The sequence below is a fragment of the Caproiciproducens sp. NJN-50 genome (genome assembly GCF_004103755.1).
In the GTDB taxonomy this organism is placed as follows: domain Bacteria; phylum Bacillota; class Clostridia; order Oscillospirales; family Acutalibacteraceae; genus Caproicibacter.
Genome location: NZ_CP035283.1, coordinates 1995709 through 2008775 on the forward strand (window position 1 = coordinate 1995709; position 13067 = coordinate 2008775).

Sequence of the window (13067 nt, forward strand, 5' to 3'; positions counted from 1 at the left end):
CGCAGGCATTTATTCAACTTTTTCTTTCATGCCGGGCACATGCGGCTGAAAAGCCGTATAGAAAAAGAGGGCGGACCGGTTGGTCCGTCCCCTTGAAATAAACTTTGTCAGCCCTGAGCGCCGGGATTCTCGTTCTGATATTTCTGCTTGGCCTGCTGGATTTTCTGCTGTTGGGCGTCGGGAATGTTATACCAGCCGCGCTGCTTCATGGTATCAAAAACATCGGATTGAATCTGATGCTCCTCATTCAGGATTTTCATAAACTCATCCCGGACATTCTGCGTGACGCACTCGTTTGAATAGGTGTTGTAGGTGTCCGTCATATATTTCTGCGATGCGAGCGCGTCATCCATAATCTCCCGTTCCGGCATCGAAGCGGTAGGCTGCGTGCCGCTGATCTGCTGATTCTGATTTTGATTCTGATTTAAATTTAAATTCATTCCTGTTTTCCTCCTCCTTTAGCAGTTTAAGAATCCCATGAGTGTGTCGTAATGGCACTGGTGCTTTTGCGCAATGGAACTGCATTTCTGCTTGAGCTCCTGGTCGTTGCACATCTGTGAATACGCATTGTATTTGGTGATCAGAACGCGCTCGTGGGCAAGCTGATCTTCAATCGCCGAAAGCTCTTTCTCGGATATCATTGAAAACACTCCTTTATAAAAAATTTGTGTTTTTAGTATCCGATGGAATGAAATAAATATACGCTTTTGTTTGCAAATCAGGCGGTCTATGTAGCCTGCCGCACCTGCTCCTGTTCGTTCAGGCCGAAGCTGATAGACAGGGCCTGATCCACCATCGACATCGCCGTATTGTCGAGCCGTCCCATGCGTTCCTTCAGTCTGTGCTTGTCAATCGTGCGCACCTGCTCCAGCAGAACGATCGAATCCTTTGCAAGCCCTGTTGTGCTGGCATTCAGCATAATGTGCGTCGGAAGATTTGCCTTTGAACGCTGGCTGGTGATCGCGGCGGCGATCACGGTTGGGCTGAACCTGTTTCCAATATTGTTCTGTATGATCAGAACCGGCCGCACTCCGCCCTGCTCGGACCCGACCACCGGGCTGAGGTCGGCATAATAAATATCTCCTCTTCGAATGTTCATTTTTCACACTCCGAATAAATCATATAACATAATTTGGCTTCGCGAATAGTATTGACATTCCAATAAGGATTTATTCGCTTTGAGGAACCTGTTATATAATATTATTGGATGGGAGCGGTTGACAGTAAATTTATGGGTTTCCAGATATGTTCAGGCCTCTGAAGCAATGGAACAAGCGGTTCCCGACCGCACCCGGGCGAATACAAGCCAATCAAAAAGGCCGGCCCGCGGTTCTGCGGGCCGGCCTTTTTGATTGGCTAACTGTGGATTTTTTAAAAATTCATTCAAAAATCTAATCCGGAACAGGATCCAGATTGAGCTCGGCGCTGATCGTTTTTTGGGCGTAATCGTAAAATTCCGCTTTCACATCGCATTCCGGCACGTTCAGCGTCAGGATCTTCCCTGTTTCCGGATCGGCGGTCAGCGTATAATCGTACCCCGCGTTCCCGGAAAATTCATTGTCGTGCGTGGGAGTCAGGGAATCCGTTTTTTCCGCCTGATCGAGTGTATTCACCAATACGGAGGCGAAAGAATCCTGTGGAAGGATGCAGTTTTCCCCGGAGGCGGCCAGTCCCTGGTACAGCGCGGTAAAGCCGTTGCCGCTCCAGCTCCAGGACAGACCCGCGGGCCCTCCTGAAAGGATTTCCAGCCCCGCGTCCTCCGGTCCGGCGCGCTGAAAAGAGCAGGTGACGCTGCCGCCCGGATAATGGATCTCCGCTTTGCAGTCGAACTGAAAGTCAAGGTCCCCGGCTTCCATTCTGGGGCTCGCACAGCCGCTCAGCAGCAGGCACAGCGCCGCAGCCGCGGCAATCACAGACCGGCGCACCGGCATTCCCCCGTTCGGGCGGCGTACACGCTACCGCCCCAATTTCAAAAACAGCTCCGGCAGTTTCCCGATCAGATCGGTGGGCAGCATGGCGCTCTGCGACAGCGACTCCGCACATCGGTCCCCGGCAAGGCCGTGCAAATACACCGCCCCGGCCGCCGCGCTGAAGGGTTCGATCCCCTGCGCGGCAAAGGACGCGATCATCCCCGCCAGCACGTCGCCGCTTCCGCCCTTCGCCATGCCCGGATTCCCGGTCGTATTCCGGTACAGCCGGCCCTCCGGTGAGGCAACCAGCGTTCCGGCTCCCTTCAGGACCAGGATCACCCCGTATTCCCGTGAAAACGAGCGGGCGCATTCCTCCCGGTTTTCCTGGACCCCCCTCACCGTCGTCTTCAAAAGGCGGGCCATCTCGCCGGGATGCGGCGTCAGAATGAGCGGGGCGCGGGCTGTTTTCAGTTCATCTATATGCTCCGACACCAGATTTATGCCATCCGCGTCCAGGACAAGCGGAACCCGCGTTTCCCTGAGCAAAAGGGAAACGGCGCCGCGCGCAAACGGACTTTTTCCCAGTCCGCAGCCGGCAAGACACGCGCTCGCCCGCGAGAGCGCCGAACGGATCTCCTGCGGGGTCCGGTCCGCCATGCCGCCCTCCGAAGAAATTTCGAGCAGGGTAAATACCGCCTCCGGCGCAAGGGCGGCGACGATCGGATAAATCGTCCGCGGGAGAGCGGTCTCCACGATCCCCGCGCCGCAGCGGAGGGCCGAAAGCGTGCTCATGGCGGCGGCGCCCGCCATGCCATCGCTGCCGCAGACGCACAGAAGGCGGCCGTAATTCCCCTTGTTGCTTTCCGGATCACGGGGCCTGAGCATGTCCCGCAGGATTTTTTCCCCTTCAGGCAGTTCCTTCGGCAACGCCTGCTCCACCGGAAGCGCTTCCTCCCCCCATCCGACGACGGTCGCGGCGGCGGATGTTGCGGTGTGCGTCACACTGACGGAAAAACGTGTTTTCCCCGCAAGTTCCGCCGCTTTTCCGGAAAGGCGAAGCTCCGGCCCGCCGTTCGGCGCGCGCAGAAGCTCCGCCTCCCGCAGGCGGAAACCTCCAAGGCCCGTCCCGACCGCTTTGGAAAAGGCCTCTTTCGCGCAGAAACTGGCCGCTACGCTCTGCACGGGAAAGCCGCGCCGGGAAAGCTGTTCATATTCTGTTTTCCCCAAAATCCGGGCACAGAACAACGGGTTCCGCATGGATTTTTCAATTCTGGCGATCTCCACCAGATCAGTACCGACCAAAAGCATCCTTTGCCACCTGCCTTTGCAAAAACGGCCGGATCGAGTTCAGTATCTTTTCGTTCGGGCTGAAAACGATCAGCACGTTCCCCCTTTCGAAATGGTGTGCGCAGAGATACCACGCGTCCGTCCCTTTTTCCGTTTCGGACGAAAAGATCCGCGCGTCGAAGTTTTTCGAGCGAAGCTTCTGAGGGTCATATTTTCCCATTTTCTCCACCGTGCGGGCATCGACGGAAATCATCCGTCTTCGTTTCCGCTTGGCAATAATCCTGTCGATCGTGAGATCGCCGTTGGTCACACTGTACTCAAATTCCAGATTCCGCGAAGTAATCAGGAGATAAGCGCCGCAGCAGACGGCGGCAAGGACAAAAATCGCCAGAGACGGGAGAAAAAGTATGGAAAGAAAAACCACCAGCGCCCCAATCAGCACAATCCCCGTGAAAAACAGATAATCCCGCGGGCCTGATTTCTTTTTAACCAGCTGTTCAATAAAAATGTCCACGGATCTCCCCCTCCAGAGCATTTTTTTATATTTTAACACATGCTGGAATCGAATACAATTTTCAGCCTTGTTTTTTAAGCGCCGGTCCCGCCCGTTCCGCGGACAAATGGATATTTCCCTTGCATTTGGATATGATCCGTGTTATATTGTATTTTGTAAAAATCAAAAACGCAATGAAAAAGGAAGTAACCTTTCTTCATTCCGATCAGAGAAAATGCGTCATCGGCTGGAAGCGCATTTGCGGAATAGAGCGGCGAAGTTCCCTTTGGAGCGGTGCGGCTGAACCGAACGCAGTAGGCCGTGACGGGCGGCGCCGTTAAAGTCCTTTAAAGTTACAATTAGGGTGGTACCACGGAGCTTTCGCCTTCGTCCCTTGCGGGAGGAAGGCGTTTTTATTTTGCATTGAAGCAGAAAGGATGACCCATATGATGAAAGAGCAGCTGGAGAATCTCCGCAAAAAGGCGGAGGAGGAGCTCAAAGGGACGATGGACCGGCAGGGCCTTGAAACTCTCCGCATCAAATATCTGGGAAAAAAGGGCGAGCTGACCGCCATTCTGAAACAGATGCGCAGCCTGTCGGAACAGGAGAGGCCCATCATCGGGCAGTTCGCGAACGAACTGCGCGCCCTGCTCGAAAAGGAACTGACGGACCGGGCCGCCGAGCTTCACGAGGCGGAGACGGCCCTGAAGCTGAAAAGGGAAGAAATCGACGTCACCATGCCGGGAAAACGGCACGCCCTGGGCCACAGGCACCCGCTGAGCCTGGAACTCAACGAAATCAAGGAAATCTTTATCGGAATGGGATTCGACATCGTCAGCGGGCCGGAGGTCGAGTACGACTACTATAACTTTGAGGCTCTGAACATCCCGAAGGACCATCCCGCGCGCGACACGCAGGATACGTTTTATATCACCGACAACATTCTGCTCCGCACGCAGACCTCCCCCGTGCAGGTGCGGACCATGGAAACGCAGAAACCGCCGATCCGCGTGATTTCCCCCGGGCGCGTCTACCGCTCCGACGCCGTGGACGCCACCCACTCCCCGCTGTTCCATCAGATCGAGGGGCTTGTGGTCGACAGGGGGATCACGTTCGCGAATCTGAAAGGCACATTGGAAACCATTATCAAGCGCATGTACGGCGAGGACTCCGTCGTCCGGTTCCGCCCGCATCATTTCCCGTTCACGGAGCCTTCCGCGGAAGTCGACGTGCAGTGCTTCAACTGTCACGGCGAAGGCTGCCGCCTGTGCAAGGGCGAAGGCTGGATCGAAATTCTTGGCTGCGGCATGGTCCATCCGAAGGTGCTCTCGAACTGTGGCATCGATCCGGAGGAGTACAGCGGCTTCGCTTTCGGCATGGGGCTGGAACGCCTCGTCATGCGCAAATACAGCATCGACGACCTTCGTCTGTTCTACGAAAACGACGTGCGGTTTTTGAATCAGTTTTAAGGGGGAAGCAATATGGATTTGTCCAAGAAATGGCTCAAGGAATTCGTTGAGCTTGACGATATGCCGATCCGTTTCTTCACGGAGGCAATGACCATGAGCGGTTCCAAGGTGGAAAGCTGGAGGACGGAAGGCAGCGAAATCGAAAACGTGGTGGTCGGAAAAGTACTTTCCCTGGAGCGCCATCCGGATTCCGATCACATGTGGATCACCATGACCGATGTCGGCGGCGACGAACCGCTCCAGATCATCACCGGAGCGCAGAACCTGAAAGCCGGCGACCTCGTGCCTGTCGCGCTCCACAATTCCAGCCTTCCGGGCGGCAAGAAGATCAAAAAAGGGAAGCTGCGCGGCCTGGAGAGCAACGGGATGCTCTGCTCCCTTTCGGAGCTCGGCCTGACCAAACACGACTTTCCCTATGCGATCGAGGACGGGATCTTTGTTTTACAGGAAGACTGCCGCCCCGGCCAGCCGATCCGGGAAGCCGCCGGCCTGAACGACACGATCGTCGAGTTTGAGATCACCTCCAACCGGCCGGACTGCTTTTCCGTCATCGGTCTGGCCCGCGAAGCCGCCGCAACGTTCCACAAGCCCCTGAAACTCCATGTGCCCGTCGTCAAAGGCGGCCACGGCTCCGGGAAAGAACTGCTGAGCGTCTCGGTGGAAGCGCCCGACCTCTGCCCGATGTACTCCGCCCGCGTCGTGAAAAACGTAAGGGTGAAACCGTCCCCGCGCTGGATGCGCGAGCGCCTTCGCGCGATGGGCGTGCGCCCGATCAACAATATCGTCGACATCACGAACTATGTGATGCTGGAATACGGCCAGCCGATGCACTCGTTCGACTACCGGTTCATCGAGGGGCACAAAATCACGGTGCGCCGGGCAAGGGACGGCGAAGCGATCACCACGCTGGACAGCGCGCCGCACATGCTTCATTCCAACAACCTGGTCATCGCGGACGAAAGCCGCGCGGTCGCCATCGCCGGCGTCATGGGCGGCGAAAACAGTGAAATCGTGGACGGCACCACGACCATCGTGTTCGAATCCGCCTGCTTCAAGGGTTCTTCGGTCCGCACGACCGCGCGCGACCTCGGCATGCGCACGGACGCTTCCTCCCTGTACGAAAAAGGGCTGGACCCGAACAACTGCATCCCCGCGCTGGACCGGGCGTGCGAGCTTGTGGAACTGCTGGACGCGGGCGATGTGACCGACGGCATCATCGAAGACCGCCATTTTTCCGAGGAGCCCCGCAGAATCCGCCTGGAGCCGGACTGGATCAACCGTTTTCTCGACATCTCCCTTGACAAGGAAGAGATGAAGCGGATTCTAAGCAAGCTGGACTGCGGATTCGACGGCGACGAGATCCTGGTCCCCTCCTTCCGTCCCGACCTCGTTCATAAGGCGGATATTGCGGAGGAAATCGCCCGTTTTTACGGATACGACAAAATTGCTTCCACCTCGCTCAGCGGCGGGGCGCAGGGAAGATACACCGCACGGCAAAAATTTGAGCGGCTGGTCGGGGACACCATGCTGGCGCTCGGCGCGAGCGAGATCATGACCTACTCCTTCATCAGCCCGAAATATTACGATAAGATCCTGATGCCAAAGGATTCCCCGCTTCGCAATTCCGTCGTCATCTCGAATCCCCTCGGCGAGGACACCGGCATCATGCGCACCACCGCCCTGCCCTCCATGATGGACGTCCTCTCCCGAAACTACAATAACCGCAACGGCTCCGCCTGTCTTTACGAGCTGGCGACGGAGTATCTCCCGACCTCGGCGGACCGGCTGCCGGAAGAAAAGCTGAAGCTCATCTGCGGCATGTACGGCGACGGCGCCGATTTCTTCACCGCGAAAGGTATGGTGGAGGACCTTCTGGAAAAACTTAGTGTAACGGGCTGGGACATTGCCGCCTCATCGGACGAATTCAGCTACCATCCCGGCCGCTGCGCCGTATTATCCATCGGCGGCAGCCTGTTCGGCGTCATTGGGGAGCTTCATCCGAAAGCTGCGGAAAACTACGGCATGGACTGCAGGGTCATCAGCTTTACGCTTGACGTGGACACACTGTATCAATACGCCAAAATGGAAAAGATTTACCGCCCGCTTCCCAGGTTTCCCGCCGTCGAGAGGGACCTCGCCCTGATCTGCGACGACAGGATACCGGTCATGACTCTGGAGCGTGCGATCCGTTCCGGAATCGGTCCCCTGCTTGAGAAAATTGAGCTTTTCGACGTGTACCGCGGGGAACAGATTGAAAAAGGCAAAAAGAGCGCAGCATTCCGCGTCGTGCTCCGTTCCTCAAGCGGTACGCTGACGGAAGACCAGATTACGGCTGCGATGAAACGGGCCGTGAGAGAGCTTGAAAGCATCGGAGCCGTCCTTCGCTCTTAATTTGCATTTACTTCTTGCATTTCATTGCCCATTGTTGTATGATGAAAAATACTGGAGGTGTTTCTATGCTCGATAAAACGGTAACTTTTTCACTGGGAAGCGACCGGGAGGAAGGCATCAAGAAAATCCTCACAACTGTATACGACGCTCTGAAGGAAAAGGGCTACAATCCCATCAACCAGATTGTGGGATATATCCTTTCGGAGGACCCCACTTATATTACAACTCACAACAACGCGCGGAGCCTGATCCGCCGGATTGACCGGGATGAGCTGCTGCAGGTATTGGTAAAATCGTATCTGGGCGAATAATTCGGGTCCGAACGACATAAAAGAAGAGGAGGACGGCGAATGGCAGACAAACAAACAGACGGGGAACCGCAGTTTCCAACCTACAAGGGCAAACCACTGGTGCGCTGCGGCGATGTGATTTATTACGGAAGCATGAAAGACCGTTATGTCGTCAGGCTGGAAATTAAAAGCAAGAAAAAAGTAAAGGACATGGATGTGGCGGACCGGGTCAGCATTCAGCTGATGCTGACGGACCAGACCGTGCGCAATCGGAAACAAATCGTAAAAGCCAGTGAAAAAGACGGGCTTTACCGCGCGATGGATCTGGCGGATGTCTGGCTGAACAGGGCGTTGACTGAATAATTGCCCACAGAATAATTGATTAAAATCCGGGTTGAGTCCCATCCCGGGTATGAAAAAACCTCCGGCTGCAGAATGAACTGCATCCGGAGGTCCTTTTTATTTTTACGGCTTATTCCAAATTCAGTTTTTTGCTGAGCATCCAATTGGTGAAAAAGTAAAAGGCAACACCGAAAACCGCGGTGTAAAGGATCACGATCAGCAACGCAACCTCCGCGGGTTCGGCCGGGAACAGGCCCAGCGAGTAATGAAACGACTCGAAATAGATTTGAATCCGCGGGCCAAATCCTTTGAACAGCAGGGAGGAAATGATTTGCTCGACGATGCCAAAGCCGAGGAACGTGCCCACGCCCGCCAGCAGCTTGTGGCGTCCGGCCAGATTGCCCACTACAATCGACGCATAAATCTCCAGAATGCTGGACAGAAAAGCGACTACGATCAGGACGATGATCTCTATGGCAATCAGATGTGCGGATAATCCGTATTGCCGGTATAATTCTCCCAATTCCGCGCATCCGCGGCTGAACTGCGTCAGGGTCTGTTCGTCCGCCACCATAATGAAGACGGAGATGACCGAAACCAGAATGCTCAGCGCGGACCACAGCAGCGTGATGATCATTTTCGCGTCGATATGGCTGTGCGTTTTCACCGGCAGGGTAAAGGACAGATAGCCCTCGTCGCCCAGCAGGTTTTTATTAAAGCGCTGGACGGTCACCACCAGCGTGATGACGAATGCCGCGACAATCAGCATCACATAAACGCTCATCGAAACCATGCGCGGGATGTCAAAGTTCTGTACGTCGGCATTCCAGATCAGCTTGTTGACGATGGCGAGCAAAAGGATCAATCCGTAAATCGGAAGAAAAGTCCGCGCCGTCGCTTTCATTTCATATTTCAGAAGCTTGCCTAGCATTTGAACACCTCCCTGAAAAGTGCGTCGACACTCTTTCCTTCCCTCTCCCGTATCTCGTCGACGGTGGAAGTCAGGACGATGTTGCCCATATTGATGAAAATCACTTCGTCCAGGACCTTCTCCACATCCGTAATCAGATGCGTCGAAATCAGCACCGTGGCATTTTCACTGTAATTGCTGATAATGGTATCCAAAATGTAGTCCCTTGCGGCGGGATCGACGCCGCCGATCGGCTCGTCGAGGATGTACAGCTCCGCTTCGCGGCTCATCACGAGAATCAGCTGCACCTTCTCCTTGGTCCCCTTTGACATCGTCTTTAAACGGTCTCCGGGATTGATATGCAGCCTCTGCAGCATATCATAGGCTTTGGACTTGTTGAAGTTCGCATAAAAATCGCCGAAGAAATCAATCATCGTCTGGACGCTCATCCAGTCGTTCAGGTAAGTCCTCTCCGGCAAATAGGAAACGATTTTTTTCGTTTCAATGCCCGGTGCCATGCCACCGACCAGAATCTGCCCGGAGCTGGGCGTCAAAAGCCCGTTTGCAAGTTTAATCAATGTGCTTTTTCCGCTTCCGTTCGGTCCGAGCAGACCCACAATACGGCCTTTCGGCACGGAAATACTGACGGAATTGAGCGCAAGGCACCCCGGGAAATACTTCACCAGGCTGCGGCACTCGAGTATGCTGTCATCCATTCTGCCCTTCCTCCTTAATCATACGGTTCAGTAAGCTGACCGTCTGTTCCCTGTCGAATCCAAGCCGGTTCATCTTCTGAATAAAATCCTGTATTAAATCCGCCGCAAGATTGTTTTTCGTCTGCATGATTTTCTGTACATCCTCCGTGACATATCGTCCGCTTGTACGCTGAGAATATAAAAGTCCGTCGCTCTCCAGCCTGGAAAGCGCCCTCTGCATGGTATTCGGGTTGACCGAAGCCTCGGCGGCCATGTCGCGCACGGAGGGAAGCTTGCTTCCGGCTGCGTAGATTCCCGAAACGACCATCAGCTGGATCCGTTCAACCAGCTGGGAATAAATCGGTCTGTCGGATTTTAGATCCCATGCCATTTTCTCACCTCCGAATTGACCATTGTACTAATACATTAATACAGTTATACAATACTTTTCCCTTTCTGTCAAGTACTTCCGAAGCAGTTTCAGCAAATATCTTTTTTTCTGAAGAAAACGGCGCCAATCATGACAAAGAAAACGGCGGTGGCGGCAAAGACCGCGGCCGAAGCCGTCATCTGACCGGGAGTACCGGCGGCAATCAGATTGAACTGCGGCATAAGCAGAAAATATTTGCTCAGGCCCGACAGGTGGAACAGGTTCAGCAGAAGCTGTGGAAGATAGATCACCGCGTAAAAGGCGAATACAAACAGCGAATTTTTCTGAAGCATCATGGCGAGGAACGCGGCAATCGGAATGGCCGCCGCGTAACCGATGCAGCTCACGCCGACTCTGCGGAAAAAATCGGCCGCAAAGGCTCCCGTAAAGGAGGGGTCCTGTTTTAAGAGCAGCAGCGAGCTTCCACAGTAGGCCCCCAGGGCAACGGCGCCGACCAGGATGCCCAGAATGACCGACACCGTGACCTGGGAGCAATAAAGCTTTGTGCGGTTCAGGCCGAAGGAAACCGAGTTTTTGAGCGTATGCTCCTTGAACTCTTCCGCTCCGACCAGATCGACCAGCACCGGCATCAGAAGGACCGGCCAGGAAAGAAAATAGGCGAGCACCACCATCCATGAGTTATAAACGGTGTTTCCGGCCGAAAGCCTTGAAATGGAAAAGTTGACCAGCAGCGCAAGCGCGGACATGCCCGCAAGCAGAAAATAAAAGAACGGGCGGTGAAAGACCTTGTACAGATCGGCTCTAATCATTTTAAGCAATTTTTTTCCCTCCGATCAGATTGATAAAGTAATTTTCCAGGCTTTCGCCGGACCGATAAACCTGTGAAACCATCACGCCGGCTTCCACAAGACATTTCACGGCAAGCTCCGGCCGGTCGATCTCCTCGGAAACCTGAAGCCTGCTTTCGTCCAGAATCCGGACCTGTTGAAGCGACAGACGCTCCCTCAACACAGCGGCGGCTTTGGCGGAATCGTCCACTTCCATCTGCAGGGCGGCGCGGCATTTCTTTTCAAGCTCGTCCGCGGCGATGCATTCGACAAGCCTGCCGCCGCTGATGAAGCCGTAGCGGGTCGCAATTTGCGAGAGCTCCCCAAGAATATGGCTGGAGACCAGGATGGTCGTTCCTTTTTCATGGTTGAGTTTCAATAAGATCTCGCGGAACTCGCGGATTCCCATCGGGTCCAGGCCGTTGATCGGCTCGTCGAGGACCAGAAAGTCCGGATCGTTCAGGATCGCAAGCGCGAGGCCCAGCCGTTGTTTCATTCCCAGGGAAAAGCTTTTGAATTTTTTCTCTCCGGAGGCAAGGCCAACAAAATGCAGCGCTTCTTTCACGAGGTTTTTATCGTCGATTCCTCTCTGAATCCGGTAATACTCAAGATTCTGGCTTGCCGACAGGTACGGATAAAATCCGGGCGTCTCAATAATGCTGCCGATCCGTCCGCGCGCGCGTTCCAGTCCCCTCGCGCCGGAGCTTCCGAACAGCTCCAGCGAGCCGGAGGTCGGCGGAGTCAATCCGCAGATCATTTTCAGAAGGGTCGTCTTGCCTGCGCCGTTTTGGCCGACAAGAGCAAAAATATCGCCCTTTCGCAGATCCATGCTCAGGTCGTCGACCGCAGTAAAAGTTCCAAAACGCCGCACAAGCGACCGCGATTGAAAAACAGTCTCTTCCATCTTTTCTTATCTCCTTGTATTATTGTACTATTCATCTAATACAATAATACAATATATTTATATTTTGTCAATACTTTTTTTACTTTTTATGTTATAATAGAATCGTGAAACAGCATAAAAGTTATTAAAAAAACCGCCGAATCATCGGCGGATACGGAAGTTTTCCACAAAATTTTTTACATACGGCTCAACAGCCAGACAAAAATCAGAAAAAGGATCACCGCGCAGGCAACTGCGGCGGCACGGATTCCGGAAAAAATGTGAACGGTTCTCAGGCGCAGATACAAGTTGAAATCCTCTTTCGAAAAGCCGGAACGTTTCAGTCGATAGAATTCTCCGTTAACATCCCGAAACAAATCATCTTCCAAAGGCTGGCTGGCTTTTTGGCTTTTCCCAAGGGCGCGGTTTTCTTCCGGCGAACAGTAATCCCTGTGAAAAAGTCGAATTTTTCCAGCAGCCGGTTCAGCTTTTTTTCAGCAGCCGTCAATTGTCATCACTCTCCTCAGCGGCGGTGGACCGCAGAGGTTCCCTTTTCGCGGAGATATGTACTTTCCAGGTCCGACAAATGGAGCTTGACGGCGATCGGATACTTTTCGTATGCCTGGCTGATGGCAAAGCTGCCGCCCCTGGCCGAGTCGTCAAAACCTCCCATATGCCAGCGGATGGCAATGGCCTCCGATGTCTTCAGGCGCAGAAAGCGTTCGATCAGGAACACCGACTTTTCCCCGTGGCCATAGGGGTAACTGTCGTCAATGGTGTAATAAGGGCGCTTTTCCCAGGCTCCCGTCTCCTCGTTTTTTACATTCCGGGTCCCCTTTTTGTAAAACTGGGCCTTACATACGTCGTGGAGCAGGGCACAAATGGCAAAGCTCTCCTCACTGTCCGTCTCCGGATCAAAATGTTTTTCCATCATCACATGATATACGCTTACGCTGTGCTGCACAAGCCCGCCCAGACAGGCGCAATGGAATTTCGTGCTTGCGGGCGCCGTGAAAAAATCCGTGGAATTTAGCCAGGCAAGCAGCTCCGCCGCGCCGTTTCTTTTGATTTTCTCCAGATATATCTCTTCGAACTCTTCCTTATAGCCCAATTCAATTCCCTCCCGGAAGTTTCATGATTGATGAATCATGATTTAAGTATAGCATAGTTTCATTTGTT

At 53.9% G+C, this 13067-nt stretch carries 16 protein-coding genes and 1 other annotated feature; of the genes, 4 read left to right on the top strand and 12 right to left on the bottom strand.

From position 1 onward, the window contains the following. Positions 1-107 precede the first annotated feature (107 nt). The 6 genes from EQM14_RS09595 to EQM14_RS09620 all read right to left on the bottom strand — a co-directional run bounded on the left by EQM14_RS09595 (position 108) and on the right by EQM14_RS09620 (position 3711). A complete protein-coding gene (locus tag EQM14_RS09595) occupies positions 108-440 on the bottom strand; it encodes a spore coat protein (protein WP_128742723.1) in 333 nt (110 codons plus the stop codon). A gap of 18 nt (positions 441-458) precedes the next feature. Further along, positions 459-641: a spore coat protein gene (locus tag EQM14_RS09600; RefSeq protein ID WP_128742724.1), complete on the bottom strand. Its 183-nt coding sequence runs from the start codon at positions 639-641 to the stop codon at positions 459-461. Between the two features lie 86 nt (positions 642-727). Continuing rightward, on the bottom strand, positions 728-1099 hold the full coding sequence (locus EQM14_RS09605) for a type II toxin-antitoxin system PemK/MazF family toxin (RefSeq protein WP_128742725.1): 372 nt from the start codon (positions 1097-1099) through the stop codon (positions 728-730). A gap of 292 nt (positions 1100-1391) precedes the next feature. Then, positions 1392-1925, bottom strand: a complete 534-nt coding sequence (locus EQM14_RS09610; protein WP_128742726.1) for a hypothetical protein — start codon at positions 1923-1925, stop codon at positions 1392-1394. Positions 1926-1955: 30 nt separating this feature from the next. Continuing rightward, positions 1956-3218 carry an NAD(P)H-hydrate dehydratase gene (locus EQM14_RS09615; RefSeq protein ID WP_128742727.1) on the bottom strand — a complete coding sequence of 421 codons (1263 nt, stop codon included), beginning with the start codon at positions 3216-3218 and terminating at the stop codon, positions 1956-1958. After that, positions 3199-3711 carry a hypothetical protein gene (locus EQM14_RS09620; RefSeq protein ID WP_128742728.1) on the bottom strand — a complete coding sequence of 171 codons (513 nt, stop codon included), beginning with the start codon at positions 3709-3711 and terminating at the stop codon, positions 3199-3201. Before EQM14_RS09620 ends, EQM14_RS09615 begins: the two co-directional genes overlap by 20 nt. A 164-nt stretch (positions 3712-3875) precedes the next feature. Further along, positions 3876-4088: a binding site (T-box leader), on the top strand. Between the two features lie 51 nt (positions 4089-4139). Here EQM14_RS09620 and pheS point away from each other — a divergent pair. The 4 genes from pheS to EQM14_RS09640 all read left to right on the top strand — a co-directional run bounded on the left by pheS (position 4140) and on the right by EQM14_RS09640 (position 8203). After that, entirely contained in the window at positions 4140-5159 is a 1020-nt protein-coding gene (pheS, locus tag EQM14_RS09625; protein ID WP_128744297.1) for a phenylalanine--tRNA ligase subunit alpha, read from the top strand. Between the two features lie 12 nt (positions 5160-5171). Then, the gene (gene pheT / locus EQM14_RS09630; protein ID WP_128742729.1) at positions 5172-7550 is read left to right on the top strand and encodes a phenylalanine--tRNA ligase subunit beta; all 2379 of its coding nucleotides are present in this window, start codon (positions 5172-5174) and stop codon (positions 7548-7550) included. 65 nt (positions 7551-7615) lie between these two features. Then, positions 7616-7861, top strand: a complete 246-nt coding sequence (locus EQM14_RS09635; RefSeq protein WP_066642453.1) for an IreB family regulatory phosphoprotein — start codon at positions 7616-7618, stop codon at positions 7859-7861. A 39-nt stretch (positions 7862-7900) separates the two neighbouring features. Further along, on the top strand, positions 7901-8203 hold the full coding sequence (locus tag EQM14_RS09640) for a hypothetical protein (RefSeq protein WP_128742730.1): 303 nt from the start codon (positions 7901-7903) through the stop codon (positions 8201-8203). Between the two features lie 109 nt (positions 8204-8312). Here EQM14_RS09640 and EQM14_RS09645 read toward each other — a convergent pair whose 3' ends face one another. The 6 genes from EQM14_RS09645 to EQM14_RS09670 all read right to left on the bottom strand — a co-directional run bounded on the left by EQM14_RS09645 (position 8313) and on the right by EQM14_RS09670 (position 12999). Further along, a complete protein-coding gene (locus tag EQM14_RS09645; RefSeq protein WP_128742731.1) occupies positions 8313-9113 on the bottom strand; it encodes a hypothetical protein in 801 nt (266 codons plus the stop codon). After that, complete coding sequence (locus EQM14_RS09650) at positions 9107-9808, bottom strand: ABC transporter ATP-binding protein (protein ID WP_128742732.1); 702 nt, start codon at positions 9806-9808, stop codon at positions 9107-9109. The genes EQM14_RS09645 and EQM14_RS09650 overlap by 7 nt, the downstream gene beginning before the upstream one ends. Then, a complete protein-coding gene (locus EQM14_RS09655; protein WP_128742733.1) occupies positions 9801-10178 on the bottom strand; it encodes a GntR family transcriptional regulator in 378 nt (125 codons plus the stop codon). The genes EQM14_RS09650 and EQM14_RS09655 overlap by 8 nt, the downstream gene beginning before the upstream one ends. Positions 10179-10267: 89 nt before the next feature. After that, positions 10268-10987, bottom strand: coding sequence for an ABC transporter permease (locus EQM14_RS09660; protein WP_243112809.1), 720 nt, complete (start codon positions 10985-10987; stop codon positions 10268-10270). A 1-nt stretch (position 10988) separates the two neighbouring features. Further along, entirely contained in the window at positions 10989-11909 is a 921-nt protein-coding gene (locus EQM14_RS09665; protein ID WP_128742735.1) for an ATP-binding cassette domain-containing protein, read from the bottom strand. Positions 11910-12411: 502 nt separating this feature from the next. Continuing rightward, a complete protein-coding gene (locus EQM14_RS09670) occupies positions 12412-12999 on the bottom strand; it encodes a hydrolase (RefSeq protein WP_128742736.1) in 588 nt (195 codons plus the stop codon). Positions 13000-13067: the final 68 nt, after the last annotated feature.

Excerpts from the sequence above, each read along its gene's own strand:
- EQM14_RS09595 (WP_128742723.1), bottom strand. The coding sequence starts at position 440 with ATGAATTTAAATTTAAATCAGAATCAAAATCAGAATCAGCAGATCAGC.
- EQM14_RS09600 (WP_128742724.1), bottom strand. The coding sequence starts at position 641 with ATGATATCCGAGAAAGAGCTTTCGGCGATTGAAGATCAGCTTGCCCAC.
- EQM14_RS09605 (WP_128742725.1), bottom strand. The coding sequence starts at position 1,099 with ATGAACATTCGAAGAGGAGATATTTATTATGCCGACCTCAGCCCGGTG.
- EQM14_RS09615 (WP_128742727.1), bottom strand. The coding sequence starts at position 3,218 with ATGCTTTTGGTCGGTACTGATCTGGTGGAGATCGCCAGAATTGAAAAA.
- pheS (WP_128744297.1), top strand. The coding sequence starts at position 4,140 with ATGAAAGAGCAGCTGGAGAATCTCCGCAAAAAGGCGGAGGAGGAGCTC.
- pheT (WP_128742729.1), top strand. The coding sequence starts at position 5,172 with ATGGATTTGTCCAAGAAATGGCTCAAGGAATTCGTTGAGCTTGACGAT.
- EQM14_RS09635 (WP_066642453.1), top strand. The coding sequence starts at position 7,616 with ATGCTCGATAAAACGGTAACTTTTTCACTGGGAAGCGACCGGGAGGAA.
- EQM14_RS09640 (WP_128742730.1), top strand. The coding sequence starts at position 7,901 with ATGGCAGACAAACAAACAGACGGGGAACCGCAGTTTCCAACCTACAAG.
- EQM14_RS09645 (WP_128742731.1), bottom strand. The coding sequence starts at position 9,113 with ATGCTAGGCAAGCTTCTGAAATATGAAATGAAAGCGACGGCGCGGACT.
- EQM14_RS09650 (WP_128742732.1), bottom strand. The coding sequence starts at position 9,808 with ATGGATGACAGCATACTCGAGTGCCGCAGCCTGGTGAAGTATTTCCCG.
- EQM14_RS09655 (WP_128742733.1), bottom strand. The coding sequence starts at position 10,178 with ATGGCATGGGATCTAAAATCCGACAGACCGATTTATTCCCAGCTGGTT.
- EQM14_RS09660 (WP_243112809.1), bottom strand. The coding sequence starts at position 10,987 with ATGATTAGAGCCGATCTGTACAAGGTCTTTCACCGCCCGTTCTTTTAT.
- EQM14_RS09665 (WP_128742735.1), bottom strand. The coding sequence starts at position 11,909 with ATGGAAGAGACTGTTTTTCAATCGCGGTCGCTTGTGCGGCGTTTTGGA.